The organism is Phycicoccus sp. Root101 (genome assembly GCF_001426245.1).
GTDB lineage: Bacteria > Actinomycetota > Actinomycetes > Actinomycetales > Dermatophilaceae > Pedococcus.
On sequence record NZ_LMCM01000009.1, the window covers coordinates 423,856 to 446,356 of the forward strand.

Below are 22,501 nucleotides of genomic sequence, written 5' to 3' on the forward strand. Positions count from 1 at the left end.
AGCGGTGGGGCTGGACCCGGTGCCGCAGGGACCGGGGAGGGAGCCCATGTGAGCATGAGCGGCGGGTGCCGGGAGCTGCGCCGACCAGCCCCAACCTTGAGGCCTCCCCCACTCGGCGTGAGTCCACTGAGTCCGAGCAGGATTCTGAGCGACCCGACCCCGATGAGCGCGTATGCCGCCCACCGGGTGAATTTCGCGCCCGCGCCGACATTGAGCCGCGTGGCAACCCATCCGACGTACGGCACGGCGTAGACCACTGACCCCTTGACCTGTTCGGGACTGACGGGGCGCGGGTCCGGAGCGCTGTTGGCGTCACCCTGAAGAGCGAGGCTGACCACGCCGTGGGCGTCCTTGGAGACCGCGACGACACGGTGGGTCACGAGTGTCGGGTCGTCGGGCTCGGGTTGGTAGCTGAGGACGTCCCCGACCCGGGCTCGGGTCGCGTCGAGGGGACGGACGACGGCAAGGGCCCCCGGTGGCATCATCGGGGCCATCGAGCCCGACAGGATGGTGAGGGGGACGGCGCCGAGCATCTTGGGGAGCACCAGACAGACGGTTGACAGCAGCAGAGCGGTTCCCAGGAGAGCCACCGAGATGGCACCACCCAGCAACGTCCCTGTACTCGTGAGGCGGCTCACCCTGCCACGTCGCGCCGCCGCCGGCGACGAGCGACGAGCAGGGGCGGCCGAGATCCGCCGGCCGCCCCTGCCCTCAGTTCTGTCCATGCGGCCGAGGTCCTGAGGTCACGGCTGCACCGGAGGTCGAACCTGGGTGGTCACGAACTTCACGTCGGACAACACCGCGTTCGCGTTCTCGGCCTCATTCAGGGATGCGTCCGAGGAGAGGACGAACGTGACCGTTCCCACTGCCTGGATGGTGTCGTCGCCCATGGCGTCGCGCAGGAAGGACACACTTCCGTCTCCCTCGTGGACAACCCCGGCCTCCGGGACCGGCGCCACGTCGTAGGTCACGGTGAAGTGTGGTCCGAAGCCTGCGGTGTCGAGTGCGTCGCCGTTGAGCTGGATCGTGCCGGCGAGGTTCTTCCCGGCCGCGGTCACGGTCAGTGGCACAGTGAGCTTGACCGTGTCACCCGGTACGAGCTGGTCGGTCGCGGGGTTCCAGGCCGTCGTCGCCGAATCGGGGGACTCGTCCGCCCACGACTCCGTCTGGGCCTGCAGGGAGAGCTCGCCCGCGGCGATGGGGGCGCTCGGGAGGGGATCCTGTTCGGACCAGAGGGCGAACGACCCGAACCCGCCGATGAGCAGTGCCGTACCGATGGCCACCGTGAGCGCCCCCTTGAGGACGGTCTTGTTGCTGGGCATTGCGTTCCTTTCCTGTGTGCGGTCTCCAGGCGGAGAACCTCGGCCCGGAATGAGGAGGACGTTCGTTGTCCGGGACCTACGGCTAGGTTGCGGGCGGCCACGCGTCGAAGGGGCAGAACCAGGAGTGGGGCGCGCATCGGGGATGGTGGACTGCGCTCAACGGCCATCGTCGGACCGCACGTGTCAGCTCAGACGGCTGAGCGTGTCCGAGGGGGCCTCCCCGAAGGCGTCGCGGTAGGCCGCAGCAAACCGACCCATGTGCAGCAGGCCCAAGCTGGTGGCGATCCCGCACACCGTGGCCACCTGGCGGTCGGCAGCCAGGAGTGCCGCTCGTGCCCGGTGCAGCCGGACCCGGCGCAGGTAGGCCATCGGGGTGGTGGCAAGGTCTCGCCGGAAGCCGTCCTGGAGGGCCCGGACGCCCAGGTGCACCTCGGTGGCCAGACGCACCGTCGTCCACGGCTCCGACGGTCGCTCTTCCAGGAGCTCCACGGCTTGCTTGATCACAGGTGTCAGCCGCACCTGCCCACCGTGGTCCACGGCGTCAATCTGGTTGCCCGGCTGGCCGAGCAGGAGGCCGTCGAGCACCAGACCCTCGACGTGACGGCCCAGGACGGTGCTGCGCCCCAGGTCCGTCGGGTGCTCGAGCTCGTCCACGAGCAGGTCCAGCACCGTCCGTAGGCGTCGCCCCAACGGACTCTGCAAGTCGGCGACGAAGTCGAAGGTCAGCCGACCCCTGAGGGACCGGCCGAGCAGCTGCTCGAGCTCGGCCTCCAAACAGGCGCGAGGAACCATGAGACAGAGCTGCTCTGCGCCGGGCGACCAAGCCATGTCGGCCGGAGCGCCCGGTGAGAAGACCAGGCCATCCCCCGGGCCGGTCGTCACCGACTCACCCGCCCCGCTCTTCGAGACCACCCGTCCCCGAAGGGGGACGTTCACGTGGAAGTTCTCGGCGTCAGCCGTACGAAGGCGCACGCGGCGTCCGTAGGTCAGCCTGCCGACGGTCAGTGCCCCAACACGCATGCCGACCACGTTCATGCTCAGGTGCGCGGACCCTACGGAGAGGTCGAGCCGGTTGGGCAGGTAGAGATCGCCGACGATCCGCTCGGCCTCGTCGCGGTCATCCGTCGCGTGACGTGTGTAGTGCGGCGGCGGAGGTGCGGCTGGCGGACCGAGTCCGAGAGCCGCTCCGGGAACGGGCTTCATTGCTCTCCCCCACGCGGCACAGAGCTGGGCTGCTGCGCCATCCGGGCGCGTCGTCCCCTGTCGTATTCGCTTTCGTTCCGACAACGGAGGTCAGCCTGACCACCGTTGCCCTGGGGGCTCAGAAGTCCACCCCGGCTTGCGGGATGGTCAACGGTCCGAGCCATTCGGCCCGCACCGCCGTCTGCATGAGGTCCTCGACGTCGCCGTTGAAGCGGTCGATGCCCAAGGCGATGCACAAGAGCAGGGTCTCCAATCGTCGAACCGGTTCAGTCCACTTGAGCAGCACGCTGCGCGGCAACCCCTCCCTCATGAGCTGTACCTCGGTCAGGTCGGCTCGCCTGCCGCGCCAGGACCCGCCTTGCGCCATCCACACCGATCCCGCGGCTGCCGCCAGGTCGCAGGCATCGCGCACTTCGGAGGACGTCAGGGATTCCGTGTCAAGAATGAGGCGCACGCGAACGCCCATGGGCGTCAAGGTGTCGACGAGTCCTGTGAGCGTCTCCTTGAACAGGGCGCCGGCGTTCACACGGAGCCGGGGGGCGGTGGCGAGCAGGCCCACCTCAGTGGCCCCCGCAGCCACCAGCAGGCAGGCTTCGTCGCGGGACGCCTCGAGATGCATGGGCTCGGAGTCGTCGGCGTTCCAGCCCACCACGGTCGTACACCCGACCATGGACCCGGTCAGCTCGGCGGCCGCCAGCGGGACGTCTTCGGGTCGGACGATGACGCTGGCGAGCCCCCAGTGACGGGCCCGGTCACAACCGGTTGCGACGTCGCGGTCAGAGAGGTGCTCGTCGTAGAGCCTGCTGTCCAGGCGCGACGCAAGCTGGGCCGACGTGATCTCCCGACGGACAGGTGTCCGGAGCGCCCTATCCGGTGAATCCCGCACGACGCACCGCCCTTTCGGACTCGCGCGGGGCTTGCCCTCGCCAGACTGCTTGGTGCTTGCACACCCGCCGGCCGAGCTGCCCGCCGGCCGCGGGCGCACCTTTCACACTGCCCATCCGCAGCGCTCCTCCTTGAAGTCAGACTCATGCGTTCACGTCGGCGCGCACCGAGACTCGGGTCGCGCTCCGCTCCGTCACGGAAAATCATCACAGCCGACCATGCGGCGACCAGGGTCCGTTGAACATGTGTGCGCAAATCGGACAGAAGGAGTCGCAGAACGGTCATCGCACCGGCCTCGCCCCGCGCGGAGGGACCGATGTGGTGCGATTCGACCCGCAACCCGGCGCTGCTGCTAGAGCCACGTGTGGATGCGGACGGCGGTGCCATCCGGGCCGGAGCGGACCTGCACGAGGTCGCAGAGCTGGTGGGCCATCCACAGTCCACGGCCGTTCTCGTCGTCCGCCGGAGGGGGGAGGCGCCCCACCATGGGGTCGACGATCCGGCCGGTGCTGCGTAGCTCGCAGACCAGGGCATCGCGGGTGGTCCAGATCCGCAGCTCGCCCGTTCCACGACCGTACGTGACACTGTTCACGGCAACCTCGTGCACGGCGAGAGCGAGGTCGGCAGCCCGCTCGTCGTCCACGCCTGCAGACAAGGCGTGTGCCCTCGTGTCCGCACGGATCGCGACGTAGTCCTGAGCTCCGAAGGCTCGTCGCGAGACCACCACCGCCGCGAGTGGCAGGTCGCGGCCGAAGAGCGCCTCGACGTGGTGGGCACCGCCGAAGGCCGTGCTCTCACGGTGCTGCTCGACATCGATGACGACCGGATGCGATCGCTGTGCCTCGGCCAGCACCTCCGAGGACAACGTCCCCGTGTCGTACGGGCACATCAACCACAGACGGGTGTCTGAGTGGATCGCCATGTTGAGCAAGGCTTCGTGCATCTGGCATTCGGCGACTTCATCGCGTCGGCGGCCGGCCCAGATCGGTTCACCGATCCCACGCACGGCCTGTCCGGGGTGCAGATCGGTGAAGGCGCGCCATCGCGGGATCATCCTGGCCGGGTTGGCAGTCAGCTCAGCCGGATCGACGAACTCAACCTTGGTCGCGGTCGACCCCAGACCACGGCGCAGCAGCTCTGCGCGGGCTGGGCCGACCGCGACCAGTACGGGTTGCCCAGCGGCAGTCCCGTTCGTGATGAACGGGAGTGTCCCGGCAAGGAACTGGTCGTCGTCCTTGCAGAAGAACGCCTCATGGCGAAAGCCGTCATGCGTCCGGGGACGACGATGGCCGCCCTCGAGAGCCTCGCCACCAGCCCACGAGGGCGAGACGCCTTGGTCCGGACGGTTCACGAACATCCGTATCCTCGTTCGTCGGGGCGGCACGATCTGGAGGGGGAGCGGTCCCGGGGGCTGGTGGTGTCCCGGGACCGCTCACCGAGCTGTCTGGGTGGTGGTTCAGGGGGCCAGACAACCCTGTGGTGGCTTCGTTCGAGTCCGTTCTCCCTCGGCCACGACCTCGGATGTCCGGACCACTGCCTTGCAGCACGCTCCGTCCGCATCTCGCGCGAACCGCTGGAACCAGGGCTCCGTCCGAACACCCGTCACCATGTAATCGCCTCCACCTCTGCTCGACTAGCCGCAGTGCGCAGGACGGTGGCCAGATCACGCCGAGTTGTCGCCGGCGTCCTCGCCGGAGCGTTCCTAGGCCGGCAGTCGCTTCAAGGTCTGCGATGGCAGCTCACCGAACGCCTGTCGGTACGCGGCGGCAAACCGGCCCATGTGCACCATCCCCCATGCGTAGGCCACGCTCTCCACGGTCGTGGTCATGACGCTCGCCTCCTCCAGGTCCTGCCGGATCCGGGTGAGCCTCAGCTCGCGCAGGTACGTCATCGGTGGCTTGCCGAGGTGGCGGATGAAGCCGTTCTGCAGGGAACGCAGGCTCACGTGGACTGCCCGAGCCAGGGTCGTCGTCGACCATGCCTCTTCCGGGTGATCGTTGAGGAGTTCGACCGCACGAGCGATGGTGGACGGGAGAACGGGGCTGGCAGAGCGGTCGAGCGCTTCGGTGTGGCTCTGCACGTGTCCCAGCAGCAAGGCGTCGATCAACGTCCTCTCCACCTGGCGTTCGGCGGCAGGGTGGGACAACATCCGTCCCCGTGTTGAAAGCTCTTCTGAGAGCAGGTTCACCATGCTGCGCCACACGCGGCCCTGGGACGTGTCGAGGCTCATGTGGAACGGCAGCCTGAACGGCTCCTTGACCTCCCGGTCCACGAGCGCCTCGAGTTCGTCCTGGAGGGTCGAATGGGGCACCATGACGCACAGCTGCGCGGCATCCGCGCTCCACTCGATCTCGGCTGGCGCACCGGGGGCGAAGACCGCCGCCGACCTGTTCGTCGTGGTCAGGGGCTCGGAGCCACCAGCGCGGGAGACGACGGAACCGCTCACAGGTGTGTTGACGTGGAGGTGCGTGGCCTCGTCCGTGAGCAGACGAAGGTGGCGCCCGTAGGCAAGCTGGCCAACCGTCGTCGCACCCACACGCATCGCGACCAGGCTCATGTTCACCGGGCCCGGCTCGAGGGCGCGCACCTGGTTGGGCAGGAAGATCCTGCTCACGACGTCCTCCGCCTCATCGGACGAGACCGCCCTCAGAACCGTCACCCCCACGGGCTCGGGTGTGGCGTTCTCTTCACCCTGCGCCCAAGCCAGGTGGTTATCGCGTGCTGCACTGGACACCTCGTGCGCTCCCCTCTTCAGACGGCACGCGCTCGTCGCGTGACGTGACGACCAACACCAGTGACCTGGCGCCCCCTGCAGGGCCGGTCGTGCGAGCAGGAGCACGGAAGGACGCCATCGGGTCCGCGGTCTGCTGGAGCTGTCGCCGACGGATCGCGGGTGGAGGTCGTCCCTGTGCGTGCCCACCTACCTGATGCGCGCCCAGCAAGGGCTCGCGTTCGCATCAGTCCGTCAGCTCGTTCCCCTCGATTAGTTCGTGCACTAACTATAAGGGATCTCTGTTTCAATCAGAAATCGAGGCGTGGCTGCCGGTCCGCGAAGCCGACGCCATGAGGAGCGCACGGGCCCCGTGCAGCGGGACGGTGCCAACGCGTGGGATGGTAGGAGTCCACCAAGGAGACGAACACGTGCCGGACCTGCCCCAGACCACGCTCTGCGAGAGCTGCAACGAACCCATCGGCGCGGAACGGCTGGAGGCACTCCCCAACGCCACCACCTGCTTCGCCTGTGCGAACCTCCGGCGCCCGCCGTCGCGGGGCCGCTCGCACTGACCCTGCCGCCGACCGGCTGGCGGTGACCAGCTGGCGCCGGTCGGGTGAGGGGACGACCAGCACGGGTGGTTCGTCCCGTCACGCGAGACACACCCCGAACACCGTGGACGGGTTCCACCGACCCGTGCTCCACTGGTGGCATGTCTTCGACCACCGCAGTGATGCGCACGCACATGGGCTCCATGTGCTGCAGCGTCATGCGGTGTTGCTGCTGCGCCTGACCCCGGCCCGCACCAGCCCCGACGCCCTCTTCGCGGCGTCGCCCGAACCCACCGGAGACGTTCCATGGCCGCCAGCCACACGGCATACCGCCGCATCCACCTCGACCTGCTCCTGATCCAGGGATCGGTCTGTCGTCGCACGAACACGGCCCGAATGTGTTGCCACCGCACGCATCTCGCCGCGATCCCCGCGACCTCCCAGACCATGAAGACCCACCCGCAGGAGAAGGACCATGACCGCCATCACCACCGCCGGGACCCCCGGCATCAACCGCTTCACCCGTAGCCAGCTGCTCCGCACCGCCGCCCTGTTCGCCACCGACCCGGACCTCGAGCGGCTGGTCGACCTCGACGCGCCCGAGCGCACCTGGAAGCGCCTCGACGCCACCGACCACCTCGAGATCTGGCTGATCGGCTGGCCCGTCGGGACGTCCACCGGGTGGCACGACCACCTCGACTCGGAGGGCGCGTTCCTGACCGTCAAGGGGACCCTGGCCGAGCACTCCTGGTCGCAGCGCACCGCCCACGAACGGCTGCTGACCGAGGGCGAGGGCCGCTCGTTCGGGAGCCACCACGTCCACGACGTCCACAACCTCGGCGACACGCCAGCCCTGTCGGTGCACGTGTACTCCCCCGCTCTGCGGGGGATGACCCGCTACGCGCTGCTCGACGGCACCCTGCACGCCACCGGCGTCGAGAAGGCCGGTGAGCAGTGGTGACGATCACGACCGAGGCTCCCCGCACGTCCGACGTCCACTGGGAGACCCGCCTGTTCAGCGACCCCGCGGCCACGTCCCGCGCCCGCGGCTGGGAGGCGCCGGCCTATGCAGGGATCGACGACCAGCTCACCGACGCGCGCAGCCGGCTGCGCCGCATCAGCGTCCGAGCGGCCTTCCAGGAGGTCCTGCACGGCAGGGCCCTCCTCGTCGACATCCGGCCTGCCGCGCAGCGGGCCGCCGAGGGCGAGGTCGCCGCACACCTCGGGCCGCTGGTCGTCGAACGCAACGTCCTCGAGTGGCGCTTCGACCCCCGTCACGAGGCGCGGCTGCCGCAGGCCGGCTGGGAGACCCGGGTGCTCGTGCTGTGCCAGGAGGGGTTCACCTCGTCGCTGGCGGCGGACGCGCTGCTGCGGCTCGGGGTGCACCGCTCCACCGACGTGGTCGGCGGGTTCAGGGCCTGGCGCGAAGCCGGCCTGCCCGTCGAGCCTCAGAGGTAGAGGCCGGTCTGGCCGTCCTCGCTGACGCGGGCCGCGGCCACGGCGTGCAGGTCCTTCTCACGGAGCAGCACGTAGTCCTTGGAGTGCAGCTCGACCTCGGCCCGGTCCTCGGGGTCGAACAGCACCCGATCGCCCACCTCGACCTGGCGGACGTTCTGGCCGGTGGCGACGACGGTCGCCCAGGCCAGCCGCCTGCCCACGGACGCCGTGGCGGGGATGACGATGCCGCCGCCGGACCGCCGTTCGCCGCCCTCCCCCTCCAGGGAGACCAGCACGCGGTCGTGCAGCATGCGGATGGGCAACCTGTCGGCCGCCGCACGGGAGGAGGCGGACAGGCCGCCGGATGGGCTGGGTTCAGCCACGACGACGGCGGGCGGCCCCGAGGCCGATGAGCGCGACGGCCGCCGCCGCGAGCGCAGCCACCCGCTCGGTGCGCAGCTCGCCGGTGGACGTCCGCGTGGCCTCGGTGAACTTCTCCCTGGCGGACGCCACCTGGCGGCGGGCGATCTCCTGCGGGGCGGTACGGGTGTGGAGCTCGTCGACGGTGCCGGCGAGGCGGTCGCGGGCCGCGGCGATCTCGGCCTCGATCTGCTCCACGGACTTGCTGGCGTGGTGGTCGCTCATGGCGATGGCTCCTCGGGTGGTGATCGGGTCAGGCACGGTGATCGGGTCAGGCGGGCGCCCGGGGGATGCGCAGCGGTATGGCGCTCAGTCGAGCCCGAGGTCGCGCCGCAGCTTGGCCACGTGGCCGGTGGCCTTGACGTTGTAGAAGGCGTGCGAGACGACGCCCTCCTCGTCGACGACGACCGTGCTCCGGATGACGCCCTCGACGGTCTTGCCGTAGAGCTTCTTCTCGCCGAACGCGGCGTACGCGTCCATGACGGCGCGGTCCGCGTCGGACAGGAGGGTGATGGACAGGCCGTCCTTCTCGCGGAACTTCGCGAGCTTGGCCGGGCTGTCGGGTGAGATGCCGAGCACCTCGTAGCCCTCGCCGCGGAGGGTGTTGATGTTGTCGCTGAAGTCGCAGGCCTGCGTCGTGCAGCCGGGCGTCATCGCGGCCGGGTAGAAGTAGACGATGACCTTGCGTCCGCGCAGGCCGGACAGCGAGACCTCGCCGCCCTGGTCGTCGGGCAGGGTGAAGTCGGGGGCGGCGTCGCCGGGGCTCAGTCGTGCGCTCACGGTCGCGGTGCTCCTCACGGGGTCGGTGGTGCGAGGTCGGCTTCGGGTGGAAGCGACCCGGACCGATCCGGTAATTGCGAACTGTTTGCAATAGAGTGATGATCGGTCTGCGGCAAACCTATCCCAGCAGCGGCCGCAGCACCCCCGGCAGGCAGGAGCACCCGTGCACGTCCCCGATGGTTTCCTCGACGCACCGACCTCGGTCGGGACCGCGGTCGTGGCGGTGGCCGCCGTGGGCGTCGCCCTGCGCGGCGCGCGGCGGGAGCTCGACGACCGCACCGCCCCCCTCGCCGGCCTCGTGGCCCTGTTCGTCTTCGCCACCCAGATGATCAACTTCCCCATCGCCGCAGGCACCTCCGGGCACCTGCTGGGAGGGGCCCTGGCAGCGGTGCTGGTGGGTCCCTTCACCGCCACCCTCGCGATCACCGTGGTCCTCATCGTCCAGGCGATCCTCATGGCCGACGGCGGCATCACGGCCCTCGGCACCAACATCACGCTCATGGGCGTCGTCGGCGTCTGGGTCGGCTGGGGCGTCTTCACGCTCGTCCGGGCCGTGCTTCCCAAGCGCACCGCGATGGTGGTGCCGGCCGCGGCCCTCGGTGCGCTCGTCTCCGTCCCCACCGCTGCCCTGGGCTTCTCCGTCCTGTTCGCCCTCGGCGGCAACGCCGACGTGCCCTTCTCCACGGTCGCCACCGCGATGGTCGGCGTGCACGTCGTCATCGGCATCGGGGAGGCCCTCATCACGGCCCTGGCCGTCGCGAGCATCGTCCTCACGCGCCCCGACCTGGTCCACGGCGCGAAACCCCTTCTCGCACAACGCGAGCTGACCATCCGGACGGCGGTGTCGGCATGACGTCGCCCCGCTCGTCCCACCGCCGCCTCTCCACCCGCACGCTCGTCGTGGTCGGCGTCCTGGTCTCGCTGTTCCTGGCCGGCGTGGTCTCCTACTACGCCTCCAGCCACCCCGACGGACTCATGTTCGTCGCGGGCGAGAAGGGGTTCCTGGCCAGCGAGAAGGGCCACGCGACCAGCGGCTCGCCGTTCGCGGGGTACGCCACCCACGGGATCGGTAACGCCCGCCTCTCGGGCGGCATCGCCGGTGTCGTCGGGGTCGCCGTCGTGGGCGCCCTCGCCTTCGGACTGTTCACGGTGCTCCGCCGCCGCGGGCACGACCAGCACGGCGACTGAGGTGGGCGCCGGCCACGGTCACCACCTGCACTTCCACGGGCACTCCCGCGTCCACCACCTCCCCGCGCACGTTAAGCTCGTCACGCTGCTCACCTTCGTCGTGGCGGTGGTCCTCACCCCGCGCACCGCCTACTGGGCGTATGGCGTCCACCTCCTGCTCGTGCTCGTCGCCCAGCGCGCGAGCAGGGTGCCCTTCGGCTACTTCGCCAAGCGGATGGTGGTCGAGACGCCGTTCGTGGTGTTCGCCCTGCTCGTGCCGTTCGTGGCCACCGGCCCGACGGTCTCGGTCGGGCCGCTCGACCTGTCGCGGCCCGGGCTGGAGTCAGCGTGGGCCCTGCTCGCGAAGGGCACCCTCGGGGTGATGGCGTCCCTCGTGGTCGCGACGACCACCGAGCCCCGCCACGTCGTCGCAGGGCTGGAGAAGCTGCGGCTGCCCAACCTGCTCGTGCAGATCATGGGTTTCATGGTCCGCTACCTCGAGGTCGTCACCGGCGAGCTCGCCCGCATGCGGATCGCGCGCGAGTCCCGGGGATTCCGGGCCCGGTCCTTCCGTGCCTGGCCCTCCCTGGCCTCGACTGCCGGCGCGTTGTTCATCCGGTCCTACGAGAGAGGCGAACGCGTGCACCTGGCCATGCTGGCCCGCGGCTACCAGGGGCAGCTCCCCGTCACGCACCCCCTGACGGCGACGCCCGCGCAGTGGCGGGTCGCAGGCGCCATACCGGGCATCGCGGTCCTCACCCTCCTCGCGGCGGTGGCGCTGTGAGCACACCCGTTCTCGACGTCAAGGGGCTGGCGTTCGCCTACCCCGACGGGCACCAGGCGTTGTTCGGTGTGGACCTGCACGTCCACCGCGGGGAGCGGGTCGCGCTCCTCGGCCCCAACGGCGCGGGCAAGACGACGCTGGTCCTGCACCTGAACGGGATCCTCACCGCCGGAGCGGGATCGGTCGCCGTGTCAGGGCTCCCGGTCACGCGTGACAACCTCATGGAGATCCGCAGGCGCGTCGGGGTGGTGTTCCAGGACCCCGACGACCAGCTCTTCATGCCGACGGTGCGGGCTGACGTGGAGTTCGGCCCGGCGAACCTCGGCCTGCGCGGGCAGGCGTTGGAGCGCCGGGTGCTCGACGCCCTCGACCGCGTCGGCATGGTCGACTTCATCGACCGGCCACCGCACCACCTGTCGTTCGGCCAGCGCAGACGCGTCGCCGTCGCCACGGTCCTCGCGATGGAGCCCGAGGTGCTCGTCCTGGACGAGCCGTCGTCGAACCTCGACCCGGCCTCCCGCCGCGAGCTCGCCGACATCATCCGGACCCTCGACGTGACGGTGCTGATGGTCACGCACGACCTCCCGTACGCCTACGAGCTCTGCCCGCGGTCCGTCGTCCTGTCGGACGGAGTCATCGTCGCCGACGACGCGACCCGCGAGGTGCTCACCGACGACGCGCTCATGGCAGCGCACCGGCTCGAGCTGCCGTTCGGGTTCGACCCCCGGACGATCCCTGCCCCCTAGGCGCTGCCGTCCAACCAGGTGGCGTCGTCGGTCCCCCACCGGTGCGCGGGGTACGTGAACTCGGTCGGTCCATCACCGAGCCGGAACGCCGGCCTCGGCTGCAGCACGGTCCCGTCGGGGGTCGAGGTCGCCACGGTCCACGGCGACAGGTCCCCGATCCCGGCCGCGGGGCCGTCGAGCGCGTCGGTCTGCAGGAGCCAGTGCGCCGTTCGCGCCAGGTGCGCCGACACGCGCCACGTGCCGCCCACCTCGGCGCGGCTCCTCAGGGCGGCGAGGACTCCCGCCGCGAGCAGGTACCCCGTCGCGTGGTCCAGCGCCTGGGCCGGAAGGGCACCGGGGGTCTCGCCGTCCACCGACTCGATGAGCCCCACACCGGTGGCCGCCTGCACGATGCTGTCGAACCCTCGGCGCCCGCCCCACGGTCCGTCCGGCGTCCACGCCGACAGGGAGGCGATGACGAGCGCCGGGTGGGAGCGCGCCAGCTCGTCGGGGTGCAGCCCGAACACCTCCAGGGCACCCGGCCGGTAGCCCGTGACGAGCACGTCCGCGCCGTCGAGCAGCTCGTGGAACCGTTGACGGGCACGGGTGTCGTGCAGGTCCACGAGCGTCGACCGCTTCCCTGCCCCCGTCTCGAGGTGCTGGGCCTCGAGCTCCGGCAGGTGCGGGCTGTCGACGCGCAGCACGTCGCACCCCAGGAACCCCAGGGTGCGCGTGGCGACCGGACCCGCGATGACACGCGTCAGGTCGAGGACGCGGGGACGGTCCGGCACCGGTATGGCGCCGGCCTCGCCCGTGCGGACGACGGCGAGGACGTCGTGCCTCGCCACCGCGACGGCCTGCTCGGACGCCATCCACTCGGTGAGGGGACGCACCCGCACCGCGATCCCGTGGTCGGCCGTGACGGTGTCCTCGACCTCCTGCGCGGACCGTTCCGCGATCGCCGCAGCTGCCTCGTCCCGACCGGCCGACTCGGGGAGGGCGAGCGCCCGGAGCAGGCGCGCCCGGTGGTGCGGGTAGTTGGCGTGGGTCCGCACCCACGCGTCACGGGCCCGGAAGAACCCGGACAGGGGCGCGAAACCGCTCACCACGGACCCGTCTGCCGCGCCCAGCTGGTCTCCCCGGAACGCCACCGACACCTGGAGGGGGTCGACGGACACCCGGTCACCTGGCCCCTCACCACGCAGGGCCAGCCCCGCGATCCCGGCCGCAGCGACCGAGCCACAGGCCAGGGTGTTGACCGGGAGTGCCGAGGGCAACGCGTTGCCGGCTCGGAGGTCGAGGTGCTCGGCGGCATACCCCTCATCGAGTCCGAGGACGGGAAGGACCTGCCGCAGCAACGGATTCACATCCTCGAGCGTAGGGCCGGGCACCACCCATGACAGATGTCATGGGTGCAGACCGTCCTTTGAGCGGTCCCGCTACCGACCCGTGGGCCCCATCGTGACCCGCGGGACCACCCGTCCTGTTGATCAAGCATGGGAGCACACGATGACCCTTCGACTAGGTCTGGCGGCGGCTGTGGCCGGATGCCTGGGCTTGGCAGCCGGCGTACCCGCACTGGCGAGCACCACCACCCCGACCTCTCCCGGCACCGGGCTGTCCGCCCGAGCCCCGGAGAGCGCCTTCCACGCGGCCTCCGCAGCCTCGGCGGCCGCTGATCCCGCATCCTGCACCCGCCCTGCACCGGACGGCCGGGTCTCGACGACGATCCACTGCTACACGCCCGACCAGATCCGCGCCTTCTACGGACTCGCGCCCCTCACGGCATCGACCACGGACGGCGCCGGACAGACCATCGTGCTGGTGGACTCGTACGGGAGTCCGACCGCCGCCAACGACGTCAACTTCTTCGCCAGCACCTTCCACGGGCCCACCCCCGACTTCGAGGCCGTCTTCCCCATCGGCAAGGTCGACTACAAGAGCGCCACCGGGAACGGCTCCGGCACGGCTGGACCGACCTCCGCCGACGGCTGGGCGGGCGAGGCGAACCTCGACGTCCAGTGGGCCTACGCCATCGCCCCCAAGGCGCACATCGTGCTCATCGGCACCCCCGTTGCCGAGACCCAGGGCGTACAGGGCATGCCGAACTTCATGAAGGCGATCGACTGGGCCATCGCGAGGTATCCGTCAGGCACCGTGTTCTCGATGTCCTTCGGCACCAGCGAGGAAGCCTTCGGCGGCGCCTCGGCAAGTGCGCAGTTCGCCAAGTTCGACGCGACGTTCAAGCGCGGGCTCGCCAAGCACGACACGTTCTTCGCCTCCTCCGGGGATGACGGCTCGCTGGGGGTCAGCCGGGCACACAAGGCGACCGCGACGGTCGACCACCCCTCGGTCAGCTACCCGAACTCCTCGCCGTACGTCACCTCGGTCGGCGGCACCCAGGTCCAGTCCGGCTGGACGTGGAACCCGACGCAGGACAAGCCGTTCAATGACGACGGCAGCCGCAACCCGCTCTACTGGGCCTGGACCGTGGGCGGCAGCAGCGAAGCAGTCTGGAACGAGAGCTGGGCCTCCATCGGCACTGGTGGTGGCCTCTCCAGCGCCTACCCGCGGCCGAGCTACCAGTCGACCGTGGCAGGAGTCGTCGGCAACCGCCGCGGTGTCCCGGACGTGGCCTGGAACGCAGCCGTCAACGGAGGCGTGCTCGTCTACCACACCTACTTCCCGAGCATCGAGGGTCCGCCGGCATGGGGTGTCTTCGGCGGCACCTCGTCGTCGTCGCCGCAGGTCGCAGCTCTCACCGCCATCGCCAACGCCTCACGCAAGGCGGCGGGCAAGGGTGGCATCGGCAACCTCAACGAAGCCATCTACGCGGCGGGGTTCCCGAGGGCGAGCGCGTTCAGCGACATCGTCGTGCACACCTACGGCACCGCCCCCAGTGGCGTGCTCAAGGACAACCGGATGTGGGAGACCGGTCCCGACGGCTTCGTCTCCCCCGGACCCGTGGCCGGCCTGCCGACGACGGCGGGCTACGACCTCACCACCGGGTGGGGCAGCCCCAAGGCCGCGGGCTACGTGGCCGCGCTCACCGCGACACCCTGACCACCGGACAGCGGCTCAGGCCGCAGCCGGCCCCAGACGGCGGGACGTTCTGACAGACCCCCGCACCGAGACCCCGGGACCACCAGGTCCCGGGGTCCTTCGGGTCTCACGGGCGTGCCACTCCGCGTCGGGGCACGGCCGCCTTGGTCAGCTTCCAGGCCTTGTACTCGGCGCGGAGGCAGGTGCCGCAGGGGCGGTAACCGGCCGCCACGGCAGCGGCGGCGTCGGCGAAGAAGACCCGGTGGGCGACGTATCCCCCCTGACTGATCGCCCGCAGCGCGGACGGGCAGTCGAGCCCGCCGTAGATCCGGGCGCGGCGGTTGCCACCCATCGTCCCCGGGACGTCGCTCTCGTGCGGCTGGCCGTCGGGACCGGTCAGCCACCAGGTCATGCGTCGTACCCCTCGGGGAGCAGCTCCCCCACGGCCGCACGGGCCTCGAACCGGTTGGCGGCGGGGGCGAGGGGACAGACCCAGCGGTAGTCGTAGACGCAGGACGGGTTGTAGGCGAAGTTGAGGTCGACCACCCAGCGGTCCTCGCCGTCGCGGCCCAGGTCGGTGCCCTTGACGGTGTCGAGGAGGTACCGGCCGGCGCCATACGTCTCCTGCCCCGCCGAGCCGTCGCGCACCGGGAGGAACAGCCCACCGCCGTAGGAGTCCAGCCACCACAGGTCGAGGGTGCCCAACCCGTCCAGCGCCACCCGGCCGGCGCCGCGGAACGGCACCACCCCGTCGGTCGCGGACCGGAACCACCACGGCTCCTGCTCCGCCGGCTCCACCGGCACGACGAACCGGAACGCCGGGTCGTAGGGCGCGTGGCGCAGGCTCTGCCCCTCACGCCGGGGTGACGCGGGGTGCTCGAGGAACAGCCGCGACCTCGTCCCGACCCAGAGCGCGTGGGCCGTCGCCGGGTCGGGTTCTGCACGGATCGCGAGGTAGAGGGCGTGCACCTCTCGCCGCCAGGACGCCGTGTCGAGCGCGTTCTTGCTGGGCAGGTCCTGCGCGTCCTCGATGTCGTCCACCCACCCAGCCTAGGGACCGCCGCCCGGCTTGGCATTGGGTGCCCAGACGGTCGGAACTCCGACCGTCTGGGCACCCAATGCGCGGGTGGGGGGGGCACGCGCCGGTCGGATCCTCCGCGGGCTACCTCGTGGTGCGCAAGGCGGGACTTGAACCCGCACGCCCGAAGGCACCAGCTCCTAAGGCTGGCGCGTCTGCCGATTCCGCCACTTGCGCGCGCCGGAAGTCTACGTCGTCAGCCGAGCAGGTCACGCAGGTGCGGGACCATGGCACGGAAGGCCTTGCCACGGTGGGAGATCGCGTTCTTCTCCTCGGGCGAGAGCTCTGCCGCGTGCCGGGTGTCGCCCTCGACGACCAGCACGGGGTCGTACCCGAAACCGTTGTCCCCCTTGGGCTCCCGCGCCAACGAGCCGGCCATCCGGCCCTCGGTCGAGCGCAGCGTCCCGTCCGGCAGGGCCAGCACCGCAGCGCACACGAACGCCGCCGCGCGGTGCTCGTCCTTGACGTCGGACACCTGGGCCAGCAGCAGCTCGAGGTTGGCGACGTCGTCGCCGTGCCGGCCGGCCCAGCGCGCGGAGAAGATGCCGGGGGCCCCGCCGAGGACCTCCACGGCCAGGCCGGAGTCGTCGGCGAGCGACGGCAGCCCGGTGAAGTCGGCGAGCGCCTGCGCCTTGAGTCGTGCGTTCCCCTCGAACGTCACCTCGTCCTCGACGACGTCGGGGGCCCCGGGGAAGTCGCCGGCACCGACGATTTCGAGGCCGAGCTCGTCGACGACGTCGGCGAGGATGGCGCGGAGCTCGACGACCTTGTGGTCGTTGCGGGTGGCGAGGACGACGCGGGTCACTGCTGACGCTCCCGCGGGGTGGCGGCGAGCGCCTCCTGCTGCTTGACGGTCAGGTCGGCACAGCCCTGGGTGGCCTTGTCCAGCAACGCGTTGAGCATGTCGCGGTCGAACGGCTCGGCCTCCGCGGTGCCCTGCACCTCGATGAACCGTCCGTCGCCGGTCATGACGACGTTCATGTCGGTCTCGGCGGTCGAGTCCTCGGGGTAGTCGAGGTCGATGACGGCCTGGCCCTTGACGATGCCGACCGAGACGGCGGCGAGCGAACCGGTGAGCGGCTGCGCGTTCTTGGCGATGAGGCCCTTGGCCCGCGCGTCCTCGATGGCGTCGACGAGCGCGACGTACGCACCGGTGATCGCAGCCGTGCGGGTCCCACCGTCGGCCTGCAGCACGTCGCAGTCCAGGACGATGGTGTTCTCGCCGAGGGCCTTGGTGTCGATGACGGCGCGCAGGCTGCGGCCGATGAGGCGGCTGATCTCGTGGGTGCGGCCACCCACCTTGCCCTTGCGGGACTCGCGGTCCGAGCGGGTGTTGGTCGAGCGCGGCAGCATCTCGTACTCCGCGGTGACCCAGCCGCTGCCCTTGCCCTTGAGCCAGCGCGGGACGCCCTCGGTGAACGACGCGGCGCACAGGACGCGGGTGCGGCCGAACTCGACGAGCACGCTGCCCTCGGCGTGGTCCAGCCAGTTGCGGGTGATGCGCACCTCGCGGGTCTGGTCGGGGGTGCGGCCGTCGTGGCGGGCCCGCGGGGTCGAGGCGGTGGAGTCAGTCACGCCCGCAAGGCTAACCGTCGTCGGTGGGCCGTCCTAGGGTGGACCCATGGCTGCAACGTTCCCGCTCGGTGCCCACGTCGACTCGGCGGACCCGGTGTCCGCCGCCCAGGAGCGCGGAGCCGGGCTCTCGCAGTTCTTCCTCGGCAACCCGCAGAGCTACAAGGGGCCGGAGTTCGAGTACGCCGGTGGCGCCGAGGCCCTCAGGGCCGCCGCCGAGGCGGCAGGGGTCGACCTCTACGTCCACGCGCCATACCTGATCAACGTCGCCACGACGAACAACCGGATCCGCATCCCGAGCCGCAAGCTGCTCCAGCAGTTCATCGACGCCGGCGCCTCGATCGGCGCCAAGGGACTCATCGTCCACGGCGGCCACGTCGACAAGGCGGAGGAGGTCGAGAAGGGGTTCGACAACTGGCGCAAGGCCATCGAGGCGACCGACCTCAAGATCCCGCTCCTGCTGGAGAACACTGCCGGTGGTGACAACGCGATGGCCCGCACCCTGGAGCGCATCGCCCGGACGTGGGACGCCATCGGGCAGGCCGAGGGGTCCGACAACGTCGGGTTCTGCCTCGACACCTGCCACGCCCACGCCGGAGGCATCCCGCTCGCCACCGCGGTCGACCAGGTCCGGTCGATCACCGGTCGGATCGACCTCGTCCACTGCAACGACAGCCGTGACGAGTTCGACTCCGGTGCCGACCGCCACACCAACCTCGGCGAAGGTCTCATCGACCCCGGCGAGCTGGCCGCGGCCGTGAAGGCCGCCGCGGCACCCGTCGTCATCGAGACGCGTGGCGGCCTCGACGGCCAGCGGGCCGACCTCGACTGGCTGCGCGCCCGCCTCTAGCCGGCAGGGTCAGTCGACCGTCGGGTGGCTCGCGAGGAACCGGCGGATCTGCTCGCGTGGCTGCTCGCTCAGGTGCGGCCCGTGCGTGAATGCGGCGGTGGTGTACTCCAGCTCGCTGAGCCGGTGCGCCGTCCGCGTCGTCATCGCGAAGTTCGTGCAGAACGCCTTGATCGGCCAGCGCAGCCCGCGGACGTTGAAGATCGAGTCGCCGGTGATGAGCACCCCCGACGCGCGGTGCAGGTATGCCGCGTGGCCGGGTGAGTGCCCCGGCGTGTGCACGACCTCGATGCCGCCGGCGAACGGCACGACCTGCCCGTCGGTGAAGGTCTCCCCCACCGTCAGCGGTGCGAACCCACCGCCTCCCATCCGATCCATCAGGCGTCCGAGCCGCAGGGTGTGGTCCCGAGGAGGCGACGCCCCGGCCGACGCGAACCCTGCGTCGGCCTCGTGGATCCCGAAGTCGCGCCCGGTCTGCTCGGCGACGTGGGCCGCACCACCGGCATGGTCGGGGTGGGCGTGCGTGAGCATCAGCCGGGTGACGTCGCTGGGGCCCGACCCGATCGCGGCGAGCGCCGCCATCACCTTGGCACCGGACTGCTTGACGCCCATGTCGATGAGCGTCACCTGGCCGTCGTCGTCACGCAGCATGAACCCGTTGACGAAGTCACCGACCAGCGGGATGCGCCACACGTTGGGCGCCAGGACGACTGCCGGGTTCTTGGCCATGCCCGGAGCGTACGCCGGTCAGTCCGCGAGGTCCGGGGGCCAGGCGATGTCGAACCGCTCGAACACGACCTCGAGCTCGTCGGAGAACTCGATCCCGATGCGGTCGCACTCCCGGCGGAAGAACCGGTTGTGGCCGTCGAGCCAGGACTCGAGGCTGCGGTCGTACTCGCCCTCGTCCCACGCGAACTGGGCATCGACGGTGTGCAGCGGCCCCACCCGGAGCTCGCGGGTCCGCAGCACGACGCGGGGGCGTCCATCGCCGCCGCAGGCGACCCAGTGCGCGCCGATGCGCGGGAGCGGGTCGCCGTCGGCGGCATACGCGGCGACGAGGCCGGCAGTCGCACGCTTGGGGCCCTCGGTCACGAAGGCGATGAGCTCGTCGGCGAGCGCGGAGGTGTCGCCGAAGCACTCGACCGGGGGTTCGCCCTCGTCGGGCAGGCCCGGGCGGGACGCCCGGTAGTCGTCCCACATGGCCAGCCCGGCAGCGCGGTCGATCTGGACCGGCCGCTGACCGTGGCCGCCGGTCCCGTCGGCGGTCCGGTCGGCCGTCCGGTCGGTCGTCCGGTCGGTCGTCCCGCCCACGGTCCACGTCGAGCCCGGCGCGGCGAGCTCCAGCGGTCCGTCCCACACCTCGGCGGCCTGCGCCCGGCACACCTGCGGGTCGTTCCACGGTGGGATGTGGGTCAGCACGAGCCGCTCCACCCCGCCGGCGGCGACCGCAGCCTCGGCCGCGCGACGCCCCGAGAGGTGGATCCCCTCGACGTCGTCACGCCCGTCGACGAAGGCGCTGTCCATGAGTGCGAGGTCGGCACCGGCGAGCAGCGGGCCGAGAGCCGCGGTCGCGTCGGTGTCGCCGGTGTAGGCCAGGACCGCACCGTCGGCCTCCACGCGGAAGCCGTAGGCCTCGACCGGGTGGTTGACGCGGTAGGAGGTCACGGTGAACGGCCCCACGGTCCTCACGCGTGCGTCGCCCAGCTCGTGCACGGCGAACTCCGCCGACATGCCGGCGTGCTCGAGGCCGTGGTACATCAGCGCGAACCGGTCGGCTGCCCCCGTGGGGGCGTGCACGTCGAGCTGTCCGGGCACCGCACCACCGGGCCGGTACTTGCGGGTGACGTACAGACCGCAGATGTCGACGCAGTGGTCGGGGTGCAGGTGGCTGATGAAGACGGCGTCGAGGTCGGCCAGGTCGACGTGGCGCTGCAACGGCCCGAGGGCTCCGTTGCCGAGGTCGAGCACCATGCTCCAGGTGCGACCCCCGTGCTCGGCCTGCACCAGGTAGGACGACGCCGGCGAGTCCGGGCCCGCGAACGACCCCGAGCACCCGACGACGGTCAGCCTCACCGGGCACCGCCCCGAGGTCCGGCACCAGCAGCGGCAACCACGGTGCGCACGACGGCATCGCCGAACACCCCGTCGCCGTCCGCGCCCACCTCGGGCCCGAGGAACCGGCGCGCCAGGCGGGTGAACTCGGCCGCGTCACCCGTCGTCGTGAACCCGTGGCTCGGGGGTGGCAGGTCGGGCGGTCGCAGCGCGTCGGTGTCGGCGAGCACGCGGTAGACGTCCTTCGCGGTCTCGTCGGCGGACGACACCAGGGTCACCGACTCCCCCATCACGTAGGAGATCGCCCCCGTGAGCAGCGGGTAGTGGGTGCAGCCGAGGACGAGGGTGTCGACCTCGCCTTCGACCAGGGGGGCGAGGTACTCACGCGCCGTGGCGATCACCTCGGAGCCGCTGGTCACCCCGGACTCGACGAACTCGACGAACCGCGGGCACGGCACGCTCGACACCGACAGGTGCGGGGCGGCGGCGAAGGCGTCGACGTAGGCGCCCGACTGGTGGGTCCCCCGCGTGGAGATGACACCGACGCGGTGGTTGCGCGTGGCTGCGGCGGCCCGGCGCACCGCGGGGCGGATCACCTCGACGACCGGCACGTCATACCTCTCCCGCGCGTCGTGCAGCACGGCGGCACTGGCCGTGTTGCAGGCGATGACGAGGACCTTCACGCCGTGGTCGACGAGGCGGTCCAGGCACTCGAGGGCGAACTCGCGGGTCTGGGCGATCGGTCGCGGGCCGTACGGGGCGCGGGCCGTGTCACCGAAGTAGGCGATCGACTCGTGCGGCAGCTGGTCGAGCACCGCCCGGGCGACGGTCAGCCCGCCGTATCCCGAGTCGAAGATCCCGATGGGTGCGTCAGCCACGGGGTCAAGGCTAGACGGGCCGGACCGGGCCGAGGCCACCGCCGGGCCGTCGGCTCGGTCACACCGTCCCTGCGCGTCCTCGTCCACCACGGCCGGGCGCGAGGAGGCGTCAGGGAGCCAGCGCGTGCGCGAGCGTCTCCTGCAGCCAGGTCAGGAAGTCGTAGACCGCGAGCGCGTACACCGCCGGGTCGTCCTCCTGGAGGCTGGAGACCTGCTCCTCGATGAGCTCGAGGTCGTCGTCCTGCTTGAGGCCGAGTCGCTCCCCCAGCACCAGCCGGACGTCCGTCAGCGCGACGACGAGGGCCACCGCCTGGGCCTGGTCGAGGCTCACCTTCTGGTCGTCGAGGTGGGCGAGCGCGGCGATGGCGGTGTCGAGGTTCTCCGTCTTGCGGGCCCGCAGCCCCTGCTCGGTGAGCTGGCGGAACTCGGCCGCGATCTGGTCGTCCTGGCGGTTGGCCGTCGGGAAGATGCGGTCGAGCGCCGGGTCGCGCGGTGCCGGGACTCCCCCAGCCAGCTGCACCTGGTCGTCGGCGGCGAGCGAGATGCCCATGCCGATGCCACCGAGCCCGGCGACGATGCGGTCGAACTCGTCACCGCCGCCCTCGGGCGACTCGGCCACGGGCGCGGGCTCGACCAGCTCGCGGACCTGCTCCATCAACCCGACGACGAGGCCACGTTCGACGGCGTCGAGCTTCGCGACATACGCGCCGTGCCGCTTCTTGAACCCGCGCGCCACTCAGTCGTCCTTCTGGAAGGTGGCCCACAGGCCGTAGCCCTGCAGCGCCTCGGTGTCGGTCTCCATGCGCTCGCGTGAACCCGTCGACACGACGGCCCGGCCCTTGACGTGGACGTCCATCATGAGCCGCTCCGCCTTGGCCTTCGGGTACCCGAAGTACGTCTGGAAGACGAAGGTCACGTAGGACATGAGGTTGACGGGGTCGTTCCAGACGAGCGTGATCCAAGGGTGCTCGACCTCGGTGGCCTCGTCGGCGGAGACGCTCTTCTGCTCCACGGGGGCGATGGACACGGCAACTTGCACGGGACC

General features: G+C 71.0%; 27 protein-coding genes, 1 tRNA gene and 2 pseudogenes. 9 read left to right on the top strand and 21 right to left on the bottom strand.

The window, feature by feature from the left end:
• Positions 1-203: 203 nt before the first annotated feature.
• From ASC58_RS21995 to ASC58_RS16680, 6 genes and pseudogenes are all read right to left on the bottom strand, one after another.
• Positions 204-725 (bottom strand): annotated as a pseudogene (locus tag ASC58_RS21995) (signal peptidase I); the annotation flags it as partial.
• 18 nt (positions 726-743) lie between these two features.
• Complete coding sequence (locus ASC58_RS16660; RefSeq protein WP_056920078.1) at positions 744-1,322, bottom strand: alternate-type signal peptide domain-containing protein; 579 nt, start codon at positions 1,320-1,322, stop codon at positions 744-746.
• 183 nt (positions 1,323-1,505) lie between these two features.
• Complete coding sequence (locus ASC58_RS16665; RefSeq protein WP_056920079.1) at positions 1,506-2,525, bottom strand: helix-turn-helix domain-containing protein; 1,020 nt, start codon at positions 2,523-2,525, stop codon at positions 1,506-1,508.
• Positions 2,526-2,643: 118 nt separating this feature from the next.
• The gene (locus ASC58_RS16670) at positions 2,644-3,177 is read right to left on the bottom strand and encodes a hypothetical protein (RefSeq protein WP_157598557.1); all 534 of its coding nucleotides are present in this window, start codon (positions 3,175-3,177) and stop codon (positions 2,644-2,646) included.
• A gap of 585 nt (positions 3,178-3,762) precedes the next feature.
• Positions 3,763-4,761 (bottom strand): sensor histidine kinase, encoded by a 999-nt coding sequence (locus ASC58_RS16675; protein ID WP_162246869.1) that lies wholly within the window; start codon positions 4,759-4,761, stop codon positions 3,763-3,765.
• Between the two features lie 351 nt (positions 4,762-5,112).
• Positions 5,113-6,144, bottom strand: a complete 1,032-nt coding sequence (locus tag ASC58_RS16680; RefSeq protein WP_162246870.1) for an AraC family transcriptional regulator — start codon at positions 6,142-6,144, stop codon at positions 5,113-5,115.
• Positions 6,145-6,521: 377 nt separating this feature from the next.
• Here ASC58_RS16680 and ASC58_RS22000 point away from each other — a divergent pair, with 377 nt between their 5' ends.
• The 3 genes from ASC58_RS22000 (at position 6,522) to ASC58_RS16690 (ending at position 8,132) form a co-directional block, all read left to right on the top strand.
• The gene (locus ASC58_RS22000) at positions 6,522-6,695 is read left to right on the top strand and encodes a TraR/DksA family transcriptional regulator (RefSeq protein ID WP_369796252.1); all 174 of its coding nucleotides are present in this window, start codon (positions 6,522-6,524) and stop codon (positions 6,693-6,695) included.
• 454 nt (positions 6,696-7,149) lie between these two features.
• Entirely contained in the window at positions 7,150-7,635 is a 486-nt protein-coding gene (locus ASC58_RS16685; protein ID WP_056917825.1) for a hypothetical protein, read from the top strand.
• Positions 7,632-8,132 carry a rhodanese-like domain-containing protein gene (locus ASC58_RS16690; RefSeq protein ID WP_235529286.1) on the top strand — a complete coding sequence of 167 codons (501 nt, stop codon included), beginning with the start codon at positions 7,632-7,634 and terminating at the stop codon, positions 8,130-8,132. The genes ASC58_RS16685 and ASC58_RS16690 overlap by 4 nt, the downstream gene beginning before the upstream one ends.
• On the opposite strand, the gene ASC58_RS16695 is transcribed toward ASC58_RS16690, so the two are convergent.
• The 3 genes from ASC58_RS16695 to bcp form a co-directional block, all read right to left on the bottom strand.
• Complete coding sequence (locus ASC58_RS16695; RefSeq protein WP_200947851.1) at positions 8,123-8,422, bottom strand: co-chaperone GroES; 300 nt, start codon at positions 8,420-8,422, stop codon at positions 8,123-8,125. The genes ASC58_RS16690 and ASC58_RS16695 overlap by 10 nt on opposite strands.
• Positions 8,423-8,486: 64 nt before the next feature.
• Positions 8,487-8,756, bottom strand: a complete 270-nt coding sequence (locus tag ASC58_RS16700; protein ID WP_056920082.1) for a DUF3618 domain-containing protein — start codon at positions 8,754-8,756, stop codon at positions 8,487-8,489.
• A gap of 84 nt (positions 8,757-8,840) precedes the next feature.
• On the bottom strand, positions 8,841-9,311 hold the full coding sequence (bcp, locus tag ASC58_RS16705; RefSeq protein ID WP_056920083.1) for a thioredoxin-dependent thiol peroxidase: 471 nt from the start codon (positions 9,309-9,311) through the stop codon (positions 8,841-8,843).
• Positions 9,312-9,474: 163 nt separating this feature from the next.
• Between bcp and ASC58_RS16710 the strand changes: the two genes are divergently transcribed.
• The 4 genes from ASC58_RS16710 to ASC58_RS16725 are packed head-to-tail and all read left to right on the top strand — an operon-like array spanning position 9,475 to position 12,008.
• Entirely contained in the window at positions 9,475-10,164 is a 690-nt protein-coding gene (locus tag ASC58_RS16710) for an energy-coupling factor ABC transporter permease (RefSeq protein WP_056920084.1), read from the top strand.
• Positions 10,161-10,499 carry a PDGLE domain-containing protein gene (locus tag ASC58_RS21435; RefSeq protein ID WP_056920085.1) on the top strand — a complete coding sequence of 113 codons (339 nt, stop codon included), beginning with the start codon at positions 10,161-10,163 and terminating at the stop codon, positions 10,497-10,499. The genes ASC58_RS16710 and ASC58_RS21435 overlap by 4 nt, the downstream gene beginning before the upstream one ends.
• Before the next feature lies 1 nt (position 10,500).
• Positions 10,501-11,262: a cobalt ECF transporter T component CbiQ gene (gene cbiQ, locus ASC58_RS16720; protein WP_056920086.1), complete on the top strand. Its 762-nt coding sequence runs from the start codon at positions 10,501-10,503 to the stop codon at positions 11,260-11,262.
• A complete protein-coding gene (locus tag ASC58_RS16725) occupies positions 11,259-12,008 on the top strand; it encodes an energy-coupling factor ABC transporter ATP-binding protein (protein WP_056920087.1) in 750 nt (249 codons plus the stop codon). Before cbiQ ends, ASC58_RS16725 begins: the two co-directional genes overlap by 4 nt.
• Here the strand turns inward: ASC58_RS16725 and ASC58_RS16730 are convergent.
• Positions 12,005-13,354: a CoA transferase gene (locus tag ASC58_RS16730; RefSeq protein ID WP_157598558.1), complete on the bottom strand. Its 1,350-nt coding sequence runs from the start codon at positions 13,352-13,354 to the stop codon at positions 12,005-12,007. The genes ASC58_RS16725 and ASC58_RS16730 overlap by 4 nt on opposite strands.
• A gap of 142 nt (positions 13,355-13,496) precedes the next feature.
• On the opposite strand from ASC58_RS16730, the gene ASC58_RS16735 reads away from it, so the two are divergent.
• On the top strand, positions 13,497-15,050 hold the full coding sequence (locus tag ASC58_RS16735; RefSeq protein WP_157581649.1) for a S53 family peptidase: 1,554 nt from the start codon (positions 13,497-13,499) through the stop codon (positions 15,048-15,050).
• Between the two features lie 106 nt (positions 15,051-15,156).
• On the opposite strand, the gene ASC58_RS16740 is transcribed toward ASC58_RS16735, so the two are convergent.
• The 5 genes from ASC58_RS16740 to rph form a co-directional block, all read right to left on the bottom strand.
• Positions 15,157-15,441 carry an Ada metal-binding domain-containing protein gene (locus ASC58_RS16740; protein WP_056920088.1) on the bottom strand — a complete coding sequence of 95 codons (285 nt, stop codon included), beginning with the start codon at positions 15,439-15,441 and terminating at the stop codon, positions 15,157-15,159.
• The gene (locus ASC58_RS16745; RefSeq protein ID WP_235529287.1) at positions 15,438-16,070 is read right to left on the bottom strand and encodes a DUF1684 domain-containing protein; all 633 of its coding nucleotides are present in this window, start codon (positions 16,068-16,070) and stop codon (positions 15,438-15,440) included. Before ASC58_RS16745 ends, ASC58_RS16740 begins: the two co-directional genes overlap by 4 nt.
• A 129-nt stretch (positions 16,071-16,199) precedes the next feature.
• Positions 16,200-16,284: transfer RNA gene (locus ASC58_RS16750), tRNA-Leu, on the bottom strand.
• Positions 16,285-16,303: 19 nt separating this feature from the next.
• Entirely contained in the window at positions 16,304-16,912 is a 609-nt protein-coding gene (rdgB, locus tag ASC58_RS16755) for an RdgB/HAM1 family non-canonical purine NTP pyrophosphatase (RefSeq protein ID WP_056917834.1), read from the bottom strand.
• Positions 16,909-17,682, bottom strand: a complete 774-nt coding sequence (rph, locus tag ASC58_RS16760) for a ribonuclease PH (RefSeq protein WP_056920089.1) — start codon at positions 17,680-17,682, stop codon at positions 16,909-16,911. Before rph ends, rdgB begins: the two co-directional genes overlap by 4 nt.
• 46 nt (positions 17,683-17,728) lie before the next feature.
• Between rph and ASC58_RS16765 the strand changes: the two genes are divergently transcribed.
• The gene (locus tag ASC58_RS16765) at positions 17,729-18,529 is read left to right on the top strand and encodes a deoxyribonuclease IV (protein ID WP_056920090.1); all 801 of its coding nucleotides are present in this window, start codon (positions 17,729-17,731) and stop codon (positions 18,527-18,529) included.
• 9 nt (positions 18,530-18,538) lie between these two features.
• On the opposite strand, the gene ASC58_RS16770 is transcribed toward ASC58_RS16765, so the two are convergent.
• From ASC58_RS16770 to clpS, 6 genes and pseudogenes are all read right to left on the bottom strand, one after another.
• A complete protein-coding gene (locus ASC58_RS16770; RefSeq protein ID WP_056920091.1) occupies positions 18,539-19,255 on the bottom strand; it encodes an MBL fold metallo-hydrolase in 717 nt (238 codons plus the stop codon).
• 18 nt (positions 19,256-19,273) lie between these two features.
• Positions 19,274-19,726 carry an ASCH domain-containing protein gene (locus tag ASC58_RS21440; protein WP_200947857.1) on the bottom strand — a complete coding sequence of 151 codons (453 nt, stop codon included), beginning with the start codon at positions 19,724-19,726 and terminating at the stop codon, positions 19,274-19,276.
• A 108-nt stretch (positions 19,727-19,834) separates the two neighbouring features.
• Positions 19,835-20,599: pseudogene (locus ASC58_RS21445) on the bottom strand (MBL fold metallo-hydrolase); the annotation flags it as partial.
• Positions 20,596-21,456: a glutamate racemase gene (murI, locus tag ASC58_RS16780; protein WP_056917838.1), complete on the bottom strand. Its 861-nt coding sequence runs from the start codon at positions 21,454-21,456 to the stop codon at positions 20,596-20,598. The pseudogene ASC58_RS21445 and the gene murI, both read right to left, overlap by 4 nt.
• A gap of 109 nt (positions 21,457-21,565) precedes the next feature.
• Positions 21,566-22,192, bottom strand: coding sequence for a DUF2017 domain-containing protein (locus ASC58_RS16785; protein WP_056920092.1), 627 nt, complete (start codon positions 22,190-22,192; stop codon positions 21,566-21,568).
• Complete coding sequence (clpS, locus tag ASC58_RS16790; RefSeq protein WP_056917840.1) at positions 22,193-22,483, bottom strand: ATP-dependent Clp protease adapter ClpS; 291 nt, start codon at positions 22,481-22,483, stop codon at positions 22,193-22,195.
• Between the last annotated feature and the right edge of the window lie 18 nt (positions 22,484-22,501).

Coding starts and splice junctions, on each gene's coding strand:
- ASC58_RS16665 (WP_056920079.1), bottom strand. CDS start 2,525: ATGAAGCCCGTTCCCGGAGCGGCTCTCGGACTCGGTCCGCCAGCCGCA.
- ASC58_RS16765 (WP_056920090.1), top strand. CDS start 17,729: ATGGCTGCAACGTTCCCGCTCGGTGCCCACGTCGACTCGGCGGACCCG.
- ASC58_RS16740 (WP_056920088.1), bottom strand. CDS start 15,441: ATGACCTGGTGGCTGACCGGTCCCGACGGCCAGCCGCACGAGAGCGAC.
- ASC58_RS22000 (WP_369796252.1), top strand. CDS start 6,522: ATGGTAGGAGTCCACCAAGGAGACGAACACGTGCCGGACCTGCCCCAG.
- ASC58_RS16770 (WP_056920091.1), bottom strand. CDS start 19,255: ATGGCCAAGAACCCGGCAGTCGTCCTGGCGCCCAACGTGTGGCGCATC.
- ASC58_RS16685 (WP_056917825.1), top strand. CDS start 7,150: ATGACCGCCATCACCACCGCCGGGACCCCCGGCATCAACCGCTTCACC.
- ASC58_RS16660 (WP_056920078.1), bottom strand. CDS start 1,322: ATGCCCAGCAACAAGACCGTCCTCAAGGGGGCGCTCACGGTGGCCATC.
- ASC58_RS16695 (WP_200947851.1), bottom strand. CDS start 8,422: ATGCTGCACGACCGCGTGCTGGTCTCCCTGGAGGGGGAGGGCGGCGAA.
- ASC58_RS16735 (WP_157581649.1), top strand. CDS start 13,497: ATGACCCTTCGACTAGGTCTGGCGGCGGCTGTGGCCGGATGCCTGGGC.
- ASC58_RS21440 (WP_200947857.1), bottom strand. CDS start 19,726: ATGTGGGACGACTACCGGGCGTCCCGCCCGGGCCTGCCCGACGAGGGC.
- ASC58_RS21435 (WP_056920085.1), top strand. CDS start 10,161: ATGACGTCGCCCCGCTCGTCCCACCGCCGCCTCTCCACCCGCACGCTC.
- ASC58_RS16700 (WP_056920082.1), bottom strand. CDS start 8,756: ATGAGCGACCACCACGCCAGCAAGTCCGTGGAGCAGATCGAGGCCGAG.